Raw genomic sequence first — 12,976 nt, 5'->3', positions numbered from 1 at the left:
TGATGGCCGCTGTCGGGCTGGCGTCGCGGCGCGCCTGCTCACGGCAGAGCACGTAAAGCGCATGATGCAACCGGTCGAGCGTGCCTTCATGCTGCCAGCGGCGGAAATAATAGTTCACCGTGCTGCGTGGCGGCAGATCTTTCGGGATCGCCCGCCACTGGCACCCGGTGCTCAGAATATACATCAGACCGTTCATCACCGCGCGCACGTTCACCGTCCGCTTGTTGCCGCCCCGTTTGGCGCGGGGGATCATCGTCTCGATCAGAGACCATTCCTCGTCGGTCAGGTCGCTGGGATAGCGCAGTTTGCTACGGTCATACCGGGCACGATTCTCAATAGTCCACATCAGGCCGCTCTTCCGAATCGGGGCTGCCCACATGGAATCATAAATGATTCCAGAAATTCAATATGATCTTGGACGGGCACTGAGGGTCATGCGGCGCTTTTCCGCTGAAAAAGTGCAGATAATGGCCAGTCCCCGAGCAAGAGCTTCCGAGTAATCCAGTCCTACGCCTTCCTCTTCCCGTCGGGCGACATCCTTTGAACGTAATTTTGTCATTGACCTTGTTCGTTGCGGTTTGGGTTTGTTTTTTACACTTGCATAACGACGTATTCTACACGCACTTATGGTTTCATGAGAATATCTGTGGAGTTTGTTTGTGTGGAATGGAGGCCTCGTGCATCTGTCCCAGCGAGAAAGGGTAAACTGATATGAGTGTGCCGAAAAAATTCCGCGGAAAAATTACTGGCAGTGATGTGCGTCTGGTAAAGGTTTTCTGTACCATCGTGGAATGTGGGGGCTTTGCAGCCGCCGAACCCGTGCTGCAGGTCGGCCTTCCCGCGATTAGCCGCTGCGTTTCCGATCTGGAAGTCAGAACCGGGGTTACTGTTTGTAGGCGTGGCAAAGCGGGCTTTGCCCTGACGGAGCAGGGTCTACGGTTGTATGACTACGGCAAAAGGCTTTTGCTCGATATAGAACGGTTTGAACAGGAGATTTCCAGCCTGAACGCCGAGGTCAGTGGAACCCTGCGTTTGGCGGTTGTGGATGCGTTGATAACGGACAAGAGTTTCCGGCTGACAGAAGTGATCAATAACTTCTGCACACTTTATCCCGATGTGATTCTCAACCTTAGTTCAAAAACGACAGAGGAGGTGGAGGCTGGTGTTATTAATGACGAATTTGACGTTGGCATTATTTTCAAACGAAGAACCATTGATAAAATCGAATATAAATTTCTCCATAGTGAGGTAAATCATTTATATTGTGCGCTTGGGCATGAGCTTTTTGATAAGCCCCCTGCCAGTTCTGGCGATTTACAGCCGCAAAAGTATAATTTTTGTGGATATGATCTGAAAGGAGCTACGCGCCTGCCTGAAATCGTAAAGTCTTTCAAGCAAAAGGCAATCGTTGAGAATATGGAGCTGGCGGCAACCCTTATAGGGAGCAGTTGTTATTTGGGTTTTCTGCCAACGCACTATGTTGATTCTTTGTGGAGGAAGAATGATTACAAAAAAATTCTTCCTTCTGAAATACAGTTCATTAATTCCATAGAAATGATCACCCTCAAAGGCCAGGCTTCGCAGCTCGTGCAAAAATTTCTGCTGTGTATGCAGGAGTAAGCGTGGTTTGTTCCGGGGAGGGGGGGGCTGGGGTGCCCCACTTTACCAAATGCAAAACCAAAATTGCCTCAGACGTTATTTTTAGTCCGAAATGAATCCCTCATGGTGTAAGCAGATAGTGAGGGAGGGCGATGGTGAGGGGTGTATTCGCGGAAAAACAGAACCCTGTGTTCCCGGTAAAGTTCAGCATTTTAATGCTGTCTTCCATAGCGACGCTCTGTGCTTCCAGGGTGGCTCTGGCGGAAGATGCGAAGCCGGTGGAAAAGGTGGCGGTCCGGGGTAAGGTGGCGACGTCTGGTGCGCGTAACATCAAGAAAACGAATAAGGCAGCGGTGTCACGCTATAGCGAGGAAGTTGAGGTCGCGGGCTCGCAGCGATACATGCAGACCGGCAGCAGTATGAAAGTTGACAGCCGGATCCTGCAAAGTGAAGTGCCGGGGCAAAATATTCTCAAAGCGATCGGTCAGCTGCCCGGCACCAGCTACAGTTCATCCGACCCGCTGGGGATCGATGGCTGGTCATCCAGCATCCGTATTCGCGGGTTCAGCCAGAACCAGCTTGGCGTTACGCTGGATGGCATTCCGCTGAACGATCAGACCTACGCCAATCTCAACGGGTTGAATATCAATAACGCCATTATCTCGGATGATATTGGCAGGGCCTCTCTCTCAGTTGGGGCGGGCGGTCTGGCTGTGCCTTCGAACAGCAACCTTGGCGGTTCCATAGAAATCGGTATCAAGGACCCGGCTGACCATATGGGGGCTAAGGTTTCCCAAGGGTTTGGCAGCTACGGCATGAAGCGGACCTATGTCCGTCTCGATAGCGGTAAGCTGAACGAGACCGGCACCAAACTCTTTGTTTCATATGCCCGTGCGTATGAACAGAAGTACAACAGCTCCAGCCCCGACTTCATGCAGAATGTGGATGGAAAAATCGTTCAGCCTCTGGGCGAACGGGCCAGAGCATCGCTGTTCTTCAACTGGTCCAATGCCGAGGTCTGGAATTACGCCGATCAGTCTCTGGAAATGCTGGACAAACTGGGGTGGAGAACGGCCGACTTCTATCCTGACTATGCCGCCGCGTATTCCGCGGCCCAATGGGGGCAGCTCAATGCCGCGGGTGGGCCTTATGCGCCTATCACGGTTGTGGGGCCGTCCACATTGCCAGCAGGATGGCAGAATGTTTCCACGCAGTCCGCAACCGCGTTTTATGACGCCGGGCAGGCAACGGTCGATTATCTGACTGGGCTGCATCTTGATGTCGATATTACGGAACGCCTCAAATGGCATGGTCTGCTGTATGGGCATAAGGATGACACGCATACGTTGATTGGTGATCCAACGACCATTTCCGATACGGGGGCACCATTGGCCGAAGATGTCTGGCACCTGCAGCAGCAGCGCGGAGGCTTTACCGGCAACTTCACCTATGATTACCACAAGCACCATATTGAAACCGGCGCCTGGTTTGAAAACAACAGCCAGTCCACCAATTTCAATATCTACAACCAACCTGTTCTGGGGCAGGGCAATCCGGTGTCCGTTACCGGCCCGTATGACAAATATGGCCTGCTCTACTCGATCTATAACTACAAGTGGAACACCAATACGTTCCAGTACCACATCATGGATACCTATACCCTGCTTGATAACCTGGGGCTGACTTATGGGTTCAAATCCATGTTGCAGACAACATCGGGTGGCGCGCAGGCAAACTTTCCCAATCTGGCTCATGGCAGCATGACATCGGCTGCGGCGTTCTTGCCAAATGTCAACCTTGTGTGGCGCTTTCTCAAGCATCATGAACTGTATTTCGATGTGGCGGAAACCATGCGGCCTTACAGTGTTGCGGCGAAAGGGAGCTATACCTCACCTTGGGGCGTATCGACGCAGGCTCTGTTCAATCAGAACCAGTCTCACCTCCGTCCTGAAAAAGACTGGGTTTATGTCGTAGGCTATCGCTATACCAGCCGCCAGATCGTTGCCTCGGTTGCCGGGTATCATGCCGATATTTCCCATCGTCTGATGTCGGCCTCCGTTGGCTCGCTCAACAATCCGGTGTCCACGGTGATCGATACCAGCAAGGCCTCGATGTATGGGGTGGATGTTTCGGTCAATTACTACCCGTTCAAATGGCTGGGGATTTTCAATTCTTTTAGCTATAATCACATGACATACGGGGCGCATGTAAACGCCTGCCCGCTTACGGGTAATTGTGACCTGTATGGCAAGACAATGACGGCGTATCCGTCCTTTATCTACAAAACCGGCATTGATTTCCACTATAATGGCTTTGAGGCTAACTTCTATGCCAATTATTTTTCAAAGAGATACTATTCTCTCATGAATGATACCTCGGTGAACCCGTACTGGTTCACAAGTACAGGCGCATCATATGACTTTGGAAAGTTGTCAGTCATGAAAAATTTGAAAGTAAACTTCACGGCCTACAACCTTCTTAATCAAAAGTATATTTCGCAGATGGGGGAGAATGGCTTCCCTGTATCGGGTGACTACCAGTCGCTCCAGCGTGGTGCGGTACGTGAGTTCTTCGGAACTGTCAGTGTCTTGTTCTGATGAATGTGAGCCGTCGCTCATAACATGTCGTAACTGATGGTGGTCTGTTTCCTTCATGTGTTGGAAACAGACCGACATTCATGATCACCATGGTTCATGGATGAGCGTGGTCTTGTTTGGAAGAGAAGTTTTGTGACAAGCGTAAAAAAGAAAAAACCGTTCATTGTCGGCAACCCTGTCGTGCTGGCCATTGATATTCAGCAAGGGTCGTTTGTACCGCCGCCTCCGAATTTTCATCTGCCGCTGATGCCCGACACCATCGAGCGGATGAGCCGCACACGTAGCGTGATTGACGCGGCGCGCGCGGCGGATATTCCCGTTATTTTCTTTCAGGAAATCCATCGAGCATCGCTGATCGATTTCGGTCGGGAGCTGGATGGCAGCGAGGGGCCGCATTGTGTCGAGGGCCGACCCGGCACCCCGATCGCCAGCGATGTGGTGGGGCTGAGAGAGGATGATTATGTCATCCAGAAGCGTCGGTATTCATGCTTTTTCGGGACTGAGCTTGAAATTCTCCTCAAGGCGCTCAAAGCCGAGACGCTTATCCTGATCGGTGGTTTTACGGATGTGTGTATCCACTACACATTTGTTGATGGCCATCAGCATGACTATCATTGCCGTGTTGTGCATGACTGTGTCGCAGGCTCCAGCATCAAGGCGCATACGGCCTCGCTCGAAGCCATGGAGTATCTCCAGCATGGCGCCAATGTCGATTGCGCCTATGCGGTAGATGCTTTTGCCCAACACGCGGGCAAGGGGACCGGCACGTAAACCTACAGGGAAAGCGTGATCATGATGCAGCGGAGCGGGCAAAAAAGGCGGCGCGTGAGACAGTGTTTTTGTGTCGTTGCCTTCATGGCCTCTGTTGTTACGGGGAGCGTGGCTGGCGCGGCACCCGAGGCGCCCACGGTGCGGACCCCTTATGGTCTGGTGCGGGAAGTAGTGCTTCGGGCGTGGACAGTTTTAAGGGTATACCGTACGCCACCCCGCCGATCGGGGCGCTGCGGTGGCGTCCGCCCCAGCCTTTGCCCGTAACAGGTGAGCCCGCGCGGATTGATGCCGGGGCTTTCGGACCCGCCTGCCCGCAAATTGCGCGCATGGCCGTGCGCGATATCCCGACAAGCGAGAACTGCCTCTCGCTTAATATCTGGCGTCCGTCAGAGCGGCGGGGCGAGTCATTGCCTGTCATGATCTGGGTTCATGGCGGGGCCTTTATCGGCGGATCGTCGGCGGAAGCGCTTTATGATGGAACACGGCTGGCGCAAAAAGGCGTTACTGTTGTCAGTTTCAATTATCGCCTTGGACGTCTTGGTTTTTTTACTCATCCTGCTCTTACGGCGGCGCGCCCAAAGGGCGAAGCGCAGGCCAATTATGGCTTTATGGACCAGATCGCGGCATTGGGCTGGGTGCGGGATAATATCGCGCGCTTTGGTGGCGATCCAGAGCAGGTCACGCTTTTCGGGCAAAGTGCCGGGGGGGCATCGGTCAATTTCCTGACGGTCATGCAGTCTGCGCGCGGCTTGTTCGCGCGCGCCATTTCCCAGTCAGGTTTTTCACGCTGGGCCGGGCGAGCGCTGACCCAGGGGACGGCCTCGGCGGAGGCCATCGGGGTGGAATACGCTCACCCACATGGTATCGATGGCGTATCCGCCAGGCAAGCCGATGCGCTGCGGGCGTTGCCCGTTTCGGCACTGACAGAGGATGACTCGCCGGAGGACATAGACCGTACCACTCCCATGCCCATTGTCGATGGTCAGTTGCTTACGGCCCCTTTGCCGACGCTTTTAGCGCAGGGCAAAATGCTGCCGGTGCCGCTGATACTAGGCGGCACTAGTTGTGATGCCAGCGTTTATGGACCTGATGCTCTGGCTCTATTTACATTTGCTTCCCCGGTGGATCCGGCTTTCAAGCGGTTGTATCCGGGGCCTTTGCAGACGGCGGTGCGCGAGGCGCAGACAGACCGGATCGAAACCGAACCGGTGCGCTTTCAGGCGCGGGCGTGGGCGGCGGCGGGTCTGCCGGTCTGGGTTTATGATTTTGATCATGGCGGGGCGGGTAAGGGCTGGCAGTCCGATGGATGCCGTGGGGCGGCCCACGCATCCGAATTGCCCTATGTCTTTGGCAATCTCCACACCGGCTACACGAATCAGAGCGATGACGGCACCCAAGGTAGCACGCCTGTGGCAACTGCGGTGGGGCAGGATCGCACGCTTTCCGAGCAGATGATGGCGTACTGGGTCAGTTTCGCGCAAAAAGGCGTGCCGGATGCTGCGGGCATGGCCCCGGTCTGGCCCCGCTATGTGCTGCTGAGCGGGCCGGTTCTGGAGTTCGGCCCCCACGATCTTTCGGTCATGACATATTTCCGGCAAGCCCAGCTTGACTGGATTATGAGCAAGCTTTCAGGCTTGGCGGTTTGGTGAGGAATGGCGGCTATGCGCGGATATATCAAGAAGGCACTCGTGCTTGGGGCCTGCTTTATGGGATGTGGGGCTGCTATGCCAGGCATGGCTGCGGACGCGTTGCCTTCTGGCGATGGCGGAGTTTCGGCTTTCTACCAGTGGGCAGCCCCTCTGCCGCAGGCTTACGGCACCGTATTGCGGCAGGAGACCTATGAGGCACTCGGTCTGGGGTATCATGGCTATCGTGTGTTGTACACGGCGCGTGACGGTGTAAGAGAGGGGCAGATAGCCCCTGTTTCCGGGGTGTTGTACCTGCCGCAAGGCAAGCCGCCCGCAGCGGGGTGGCCGGTCGTGGCGTGGGCCCATGGCACAACGGGGGTGGCGGATGTCTGCGCGCCGTCATGGCGTGGGTCGTCACCGCGGGATCTGGCGTATTTCAAAAAATGGCTCAACCATGGATATGCAGTGTTCGGTACGGATTATCAGGGGCTGGGTACGCAGGGTGTGCATCCGTATCTGCTCTACAAACCCGAAGGATACAGTATTCTCGATGGCGTTCAGGCCGTTTTGAAAGCGTATCCGCATCTTCTGGCGAACGATATTGTGGTGGTGGGGCAGTCTCAGGGGTCGGGGGCCGCGCTGGGGGCGGGTTATCTGGCGCCGCAGGTGGCGCCAGATCTGCACATTCTGGCGGTTATCGCCAGTGGTCTTGTGCTCGATATTCAGGACCGTCATCAGGCCCCCTTCATTGCCGAAAGCGCCTATCAGGGCGGGGATGATGTGGATGCGGCCTATTCGACCCTGTATTTTCTGGGCAGCCTACAGGCACTGGGCTATCAGGGGCTTTCCGGCCTGATCAGGGATAAGGGGCGGGAGATCATTGATCTGGCATCTCATGCCTGCCTGCATGATCTGATGGATTACGCCAAGGCCCGGCATATGAAGGCGGATGATATCTATACGCCCGGTGTGGAGCATTATGAACATATGGCCCAGCAGGCCAGAATGTTGCCCGATGCCTACCAGAAAGCACCGGTTTTTACCGCGACCGGTCTTGCGGATTCAGAGGCGGGTATCATACCCCAATATAATGCGATTGCCGCATTATGCGCGGCGGACGACCATGTGGAGTGGCATTACTATCCGGGCCTGACACATAGTGGCACGGTGAATGTCGCCTTTGCGGATGAACTGCATTTTATCACCGCCCTGCGCGCGGGGAGGCGCCCGGTTTCGAACTGCAAGGCGCTTCATGCGCCCGGTCCCTTGCAGGTGCCGGATCAGCATGTGCCGTTCAATTACTGAGCGACACGAATATTTCAAAAAAAGAGGGCGGGCAACTGAAGATGAAAAAAGTCGATAAGGGAAGGGTCATTATCTACCTTACGATCATGCTGTGCATTTTCAGTTTTGAATGGGTCGATAGATTCAGCATTTCAATCCTGATTGACCCGATAGAAAAAGATCTCGGGATTGCGGATCGTCATGTCGGTCTGATCAATGGAGCGCTGTTCGCTCTGATGTATTCGCTTTCGGGTTTCCTGTTCTCCTATCTGGTCAACCGGGCGGGATCAGGGCGGCTGCTGGCGGTTGCCTCGCTGGGGTCGGGGCTGTTCACCATTCTGGGCGGTTTGGCCTGCGGACTCTGGAGCTTTGCCTTTTCAAGACTGGCAGTCGCTTTTTCTGAAGGGGGGTGTAGCCCTGTCTGTTACTATATCATCTCCCGCCATTTTCCCGATCATTACCGCGCGCGCGCGATCTCTGTGTACAATAGCGGTATTTCTCTGGGTATATGGATCGGCTTGAGTGCGGGTGGCATGTTAGCGCCATGGCTTGGCTGGCGTTACACCCTGTTCGCGCTAGGTGTGCCGGGGGTGGTGCTGGCTATCGGCGCGTGGTGCATGATCCGCGAAAGAGCCGTGGCCGCGCAGGATAGCCATACCGAGGGCGCGTCCTTCTTTTCCGGTCTGCGGTTTTTGCTTGTGCGTAAAAGCTATTGGCTGACTTGCGTGGCCTATACGCTGCTTGTCATGGCCAGTGCGGGTTTTGAGAGCTGGTGCCCGGCCTACCTCATTCGCAGTCGGGGGCTGACAGTAGAGCAGGCAGGCAATATTAGCGGTTTGGTGGAAGGGATAGGCGGCATTGCCGGCACAATTGCCGCCGGTGTACTGTGTGATTACCTCGTAAAAAGAAACAGTCGCGCCTATGCGCTGATACCCCTTGTGGCCTGCGTCTTGGTCAATCTGTCGATGGTGGCTTTTTTTGAAACCACCGGTGCGCTCTCCTATCTTTTCTATGCGTGTGTTATTTTCGGTATCGGGGCCTATCTTTCGCCGGTCCTGTCTTTGTCGCAGGAAGTACTGCCGCCCGCGCAAAAAGCACTGGGGGCGACCGTCATGCTGGTTAGTATGAGCGTGATCGGGGCCGGAGGGGGCAATTACCTTGTCGGGATCTTGAGCGATAGCTACAAGGCGGCAGGTGCAGCCGACCCTTTGCAATCGGCCTTTTTGTCCATGCTGGTCACGGTTCTGCCAGCGGGTTTCTGCCTGCTTCTGGCGTGCCGGTATATCGTGGGCGACATTGACGATGCCCGCCGGATGGAGAGTTCGCACCTCCCGGCCTAATCGGGGCGGGAGTGTCATCCGCGCCTCAGCCATGCAAGTTTATTTGCGTAATTTGATATTGAAGGACAAAGCGCGTTGCGTATCCTTGCCTGCATTATAGAGGAGTATGCGTATGAGCGGAGCAAAGCAGATTGTGGCGAAGCCGATGATTGTCGGCCAGCCTGCCCTGATTGTAGTCGATATCCAAAAAGGTGGTTTTGCGCCTCGCCCGGCCAGTTCTCGCCTTGAATTCATGCCTGACGCGGTTGAGCGCTACACCCGTGCCAGAACGGTTGTCGATGCCGCACGCACGGCCGGTATCCCGGTTATTTTTGTGCAGGAAGCCCACCGTCGTACGATGGTTGACTTTGGGCGTGAGCTTGATGGTTCCGAAAGTGTGCACTGTCTGGAAGGGCAGCCCAACACGGATTTCGCGGTCGAAGAACTGGGTATGGTGGAGGATGACTACCGGATCACCAAGCGGCGTTACTCCGTGTTTTTCGGCACGGATATGGAAATCCTACTCAAAGGACTTGGCGTGCAAACCGTTATCATGGTCGGCGGTTTTACCGATGTGTGCGTGCATTACAGCTTTGTCGATGGCCACCAGATGGATTATTACTGTCGTGTGGTAGAGGACTGTGTTTCCGGCTCCAGCTACCGGGCGCATGATGCGGCTCTTGAGGCCATGGAATATCTGCAGGCCGGCGCACGGCGCAGCGCGCAGGACGTGGTAGATGCTTTTGCTGCGATCAGGCGGCAGGCGTAAAATAAACGCGAATACAGAGTGTGTCTGTGGTCAGTCTATTTGGAAAAAGAAAAGTTTTTCTTGAAGAAATTTGTGAAATCTCAAGAATATTTTTTCCCCTTTCTCTGGCGCAGATCATGCAGGTCAGCATTACGCTATGCGCCAATCTGGCGCTGGGCGGCATAGGGGTTGAAGCACTCGCGTCTGGTGGTATCTGCAATATGCTGATCCAGACCGGTGTTGTCATTGTTCAGTCAACCATTTCCTCCTTTCAGTCCCTTCTGGGGCAGGCCCGAGGCCGGGGTGGCCCGGAGGGCGAGGCGGCTGCGGAGCGTTTCGTGGCCTGTGCGTGTGCCATTGCGCTGGGCCTGTCGGTTTTTCTTGTCGCTTTGCTGGTTCTGATCGTTCTGGTCTGCAGGGCCTTTGTTTTCGAGCCCTCAATGGGGCGGGGCGCGCTTTTGTATATGAGCAGTGCCGTTTTTGGCGCGCCAAGCATGGTCTTTTTTTCGGTCATGCGTTCTTATGGCTCGGCAACTGGGCGTTCCGCCTCCATTCTCAAAGCGGTCGGGTGCGGCACGCTGGCCTACGGGGCCGGGGCTTTCGTGGTTCTACTGTTCTGCCGTGGCATGGGGCAAAGTATTCTGATCATGATGGGGGTGGTATTTTCCATCGCTTGGTCTGTTGCGGCCATTATGTCGTTCCTGACACTGGATATTTTTCCTGTTCTTAAAAGAAGCTTCATCCAGCATGAATGGCCTGCCATAAAAAGCAGTTGTGCTGCTATTATCCATGCTGGCTGGCCTGTCGGCCTTGGCGTGGCCTCTGAAATGAGTGCTAATACCATGCTGGCCATGTTTGTCGGGGCTTCCGGCGTTGCGCAGATGAGCGTGCATCAACTCTGCCAGTCCATAGAATTACTGACTTTTATGCCTTCTTTGGCTATGAATCAGACAGTTTCTATCAGAGTTTCCTATTTTCATGGAAAAGGGGAGCATGACCGCAGCAGAATCGCGCATCATGTCGCTATGGTTTTCATTTTTCTGGTGGCTTTGGCCGAAGCCGCCACGATTTTGTTGTTTCATAATCCCATCTACCGAGCCATCATGAGCGATACGGGCGTGGTATCCGCACGTTTTGGTGGTGGTCTGTATGATATGTTTCTCGTTGTGTGCGCGGTTGTAGTGTTCGATGCGCTTCAGGCTACTTCATCCGGTGCGTTGAGAGGTAAGCTGGATATGAAAATTCCCATGCTCATGGCCGTCACCAGTTACTGGATTGTTGGGTTCCTGTTCGCCATGGTGCTGGCGCGTCTGACGCCGCAACCCATTCTGGGGGTATGGATCGGGATCTGTGCTGGTGTTTTTTGCTCGGCTTGCCTGCAAACGGTGCGGTTTATTCGTATCAATAGCGTAGGCCGTGCAGAGATGACATAAGCACGGTCCTGCGGTAGTGATGCACGCGGGGAGGTGTATTCGACAGCGTGTCGTCAGTTAACCGCTGGTCCTGACGGTTGAGGGTTGTACTTTCTGTCTCTCTGTGCTGATTGTTTCCCCGTCTTTTTGGGAGACAGACGGATGCGACGCTACGGTTTACGCGATGATCAGTGGAGCGGATAAAGGATCTTCTTCCCGGTCGTGAAGGTCATGTCGGTGGCACGGCTGCGGACAACCATCTGTTTGTGGAAGCCGTGTTGTATCGTTACCGTGCAGGCATCCCCTGGCGTGACCTGGAGGGATCGAAAAACCCCCTGGTTCTGAAGTGTTGGCTGTGATTGCATCCCTTCTGTGATGATTGGGGGAATGGCTCATGAAGCAGGCGGGTTTCTTTGATGTTGACGAGCGCCTTGCCCGGTTAAGCGGTGTCGGCGACCAACTCGAAGCGTTTTCCTGGACTGTGGATTTTGAGGTCTTTCGTCCTGATCTGGACAGGGCTCTGGCCTATGCGGACGGAAGCAAAGGCGGGCGTCCACCCTTTGATCCGATGAAGTGGCCCCTGGAAATGGGACCACAGGTTAAGTTGGATATATCTGGCTCTGTCGTATGAAGGAGCGATGATGACGAAGAAGACGAGACGGAAGCTGGACGGGGCATTGAAGGCGAAGATTGCGCTTGAGGCCGTGCGAGGCGACGTGACGGTGACGGACCTGGCGCAACGCCATGAGGTTCACCCGAACCAGATTTACGCTTGGAAGAGGCAGTTGCAGGAGCAGGCGGCGCGGGCGTTCGATATGACGGTGGGGCAGGATGCGGAGCGGGCGGCGCAGAAGCGGATTGACGAGTTGCACGCCAGGATCGGGCAGTTGACGATGGAACGCGATTTTTTAGATGTTTGGTCCCGGGGTTTGATGGTGCATTATTTTCACGCGAGTGGAAACTGTGTAGAATTTTGTGCGGTGCCATTTTTTCAGGCCATTGGGAAACGGTCATCGAACATGATTGCGAGTTGGCATTTGACAGCGTGCCATTCGCGCACTGAGCGCTTCCACTCTGCTGAGGTAGCATTGAGCGCCAGGTAAATCAATTTTGCTGCGGCGTCGTCACTGGGAAAATGGCCGCGGGTGCGCACCGCACGACGGATCTTTGAGTTCAGGACCTCAATGGCATTCGTTGTATAAATCAGCCTGCGCACTTCCGGGGGATAATCAAGGAACGGAATGACCTCATTCCATGCCCTGCGCCAACTGGGCGCGATGGCCGGGTATTGTCTGGCCAGATCGCTTTCTTCGAACCCGCCGAGGGCGATCGTGCTCTGCGTTGTGTTTTTTTCGGTTTTTGTGAGTTTGCCTGATACCGGACACTTGCCATGACGGCATAGGCAAGCATGACCAGAGAAACATGCCGATGCCAACCATGCCAGGAGCGGGTTTCGTTATGATCAAGACCGAATTCGTTTTTGGCCGCCTCGAAACACTCTTCGATCCTCCAGCGCGTCCCTGCAACGTTCACGAGTTCCTGCATGGTTGTCCCTTTCGGGCACCAGGTTGTAAAACAGGCAAGGTCTCCATCGGCGATGTTCCGGCGGATCAACAGG

10 protein-coding genes and 4 pseudogenes are annotated in these 12,976 nt (G+C 54.8%); 11 read left to right on the top strand and 3 right to left on the bottom strand.

What is annotated here, in order from left to right; all coding sequences use genetic code 11:
* Positions 1 to 346: transposase (locus EDC31_RS16210; RefSeq protein WP_132127168.1), on the bottom strand; the 346-nt coding region annotated here is incomplete at its 3' end.
* A 365-nt stretch (positions 347 to 711) separates the two neighbouring features.
* Here EDC31_RS16210 and EDC31_RS16205 point away from each other — a divergent pair.
* The 11 genes and pseudogenes from EDC31_RS16205 to EDC31_RS16155 all read left to right on the top strand — a co-directional run bounded on the left by EDC31_RS16205 (position 712) and on the right by EDC31_RS16155 (position 12,461).
* The gene (locus EDC31_RS16205) at positions 712 to 1,620 is read left to right on the top strand and encodes a LysR family transcriptional regulator (protein ID WP_081797934.1); all 909 of its coding nucleotides are present in this window, start codon (positions 712 to 714) and stop codon (positions 1,618 to 1,620) included.
* Positions 1,621 to 1,751: 131 nt separating this feature from the next.
* Positions 1,752 to 4,196, top strand: coding sequence for a TonB-dependent receptor (locus EDC31_RS16200; RefSeq protein WP_081797933.1), 2,445 nt, complete (start codon positions 1,752 to 1,754; stop codon positions 4,194 to 4,196).
* 96 nt (positions 4,197 to 4,292) lie between these two features.
* Positions 4,293 to 4,967: a cysteine hydrolase family protein gene (locus EDC31_RS16195; protein ID WP_081797932.1), complete on the top strand. Its 675-nt coding sequence runs from the start codon at positions 4,293 to 4,295 to the stop codon at positions 4,965 to 4,967.
* Between the two features lie 62 nt (positions 4,968 to 5,029).
* Positions 5,030 to 6,616: a carboxylesterase/lipase family protein gene (locus tag EDC31_RS16190; protein WP_307188354.1), complete on the top strand. Its 1,587-nt coding sequence runs from the start codon at positions 5,030 to 5,032 to the stop codon at positions 6,614 to 6,616.
* 75 nt (positions 6,617 to 6,691) lie between these two features.
* A complete protein-coding gene (locus EDC31_RS16185; RefSeq protein ID WP_158310371.1) occupies positions 6,692 to 7,900 on the top strand; it encodes a lipase family protein in 1,209 nt (402 codons plus the stop codon).
* 41 nt (positions 7,901 to 7,941) lie between these two features.
* On the top strand, positions 7,942 to 9,219 hold the full coding sequence (locus EDC31_RS16180; protein ID WP_042062191.1) for an MFS transporter: 1,278 nt from the start codon (positions 7,942 to 7,944) through the stop codon (positions 9,217 to 9,219).
* Positions 9,220 to 9,331: 112 nt separating this feature from the next.
* Positions 9,332 to 9,967, top strand: a complete 636-nt coding sequence (locus EDC31_RS16175) for a cysteine hydrolase family protein (protein WP_042062189.1) — start codon at positions 9,332 to 9,334, stop codon at positions 9,965 to 9,967.
* Between the two features lie 20 nt (positions 9,968 to 9,987).
* Positions 9,988 to 11,379 carry an MATE family efflux transporter gene (locus EDC31_RS16170; protein ID WP_132127166.1) on the top strand — a complete coding sequence of 464 codons (1,392 nt, stop codon included), beginning with the start codon at positions 9,988 to 9,990 and terminating at the stop codon, positions 11,377 to 11,379.
* Between the two features lie 141 nt (positions 11,380 to 11,520).
* Positions 11,521 to 11,675, top strand: a pseudogene (locus EDC31_RS16165) (transposase); the annotation flags it as partial.
* A gap of 77 nt (positions 11,676 to 11,752) precedes the next feature.
* Positions 11,753 to 11,923 (top strand): annotated as a pseudogene (locus tag EDC31_RS16160) (IS5/IS1182 family transposase); the annotation flags it as partial.
* 73 nt (positions 11,924 to 11,996) lie between these two features.
* Positions 11,997 to 12,461 (top strand): transposase, encoded by a 465-nt coding sequence (locus tag EDC31_RS16155; RefSeq protein WP_132127165.1) that lies wholly within the window; start codon positions 11,997 to 11,999, stop codon positions 12,459 to 12,461.
* On the opposite strand, the pseudogene EDC31_RS16150 reads toward EDC31_RS16155, so the two are convergent.
* A pseudogene (locus EDC31_RS16150) lies at positions 12,350 to 12,685 on the bottom strand (transposase); the annotation flags it as partial. The gene EDC31_RS16155 and the pseudogene EDC31_RS16150 sit on opposite strands and share 112 nt — an antisense overlap.
* Positions 12,679 to 12,976 (bottom strand): annotated as a pseudogene (locus EDC31_RS16145) (transposase); the annotation flags it as partial. The pseudogenes EDC31_RS16145 and EDC31_RS16150, both read right to left, overlap by 7 nt.

The sequence above is a fragment of the Acidomonas methanolica genome (genome assembly GCF_004346035.1).
Lineage (GTDB): Bacteria > Pseudomonadota > Alphaproteobacteria > Acetobacterales > Acetobacteraceae > Acidomonas > Acidomonas methanolica.
Note: the sequence above shows the minus strand (reverse complement) of the source record. Positions and strands in the feature narration are given on the sequence as shown.

Coding starts and splice junctions, on each gene's coding strand:
- EDC31_RS16200 (WP_081797933.1), top strand. CDS start 1,752: ATGGTGAGGGGTGTATTCGCGGAAAAACAGAACCCTGTGTTCCCGGTA.
- EDC31_RS16155 (WP_132127165.1), top strand. CDS start 11,997: ATGATGACGAAGAAGACGAGACGGAAGCTGGACGGGGCATTGAAGGCG.
- EDC31_RS16185 (WP_158310371.1), top strand. CDS start 6,692: ATGCCAGGCATGGCTGCGGACGCGTTGCCTTCTGGCGATGGCGGAGTT.
- EDC31_RS16175 (WP_042062189.1), top strand. CDS start 9,332: ATGAGCGGAGCAAAGCAGATTGTGGCGAAGCCGATGATTGTCGGCCAG.
- EDC31_RS16205 (WP_081797934.1), top strand. CDS start 712: ATGAGTGTGCCGAAAAAATTCCGCGGAAAAATTACTGGCAGTGATGTG.
- EDC31_RS16180 (WP_042062191.1), top strand. CDS start 7,942: ATGAAAAAAGTCGATAAGGGAAGGGTCATTATCTACCTTACGATCATG.
- EDC31_RS16195 (WP_081797932.1), top strand. CDS start 4,293: ATGGATGAGCGTGGTCTTGTTTGGAAGAGAAGTTTTGTGACAAGCGTA.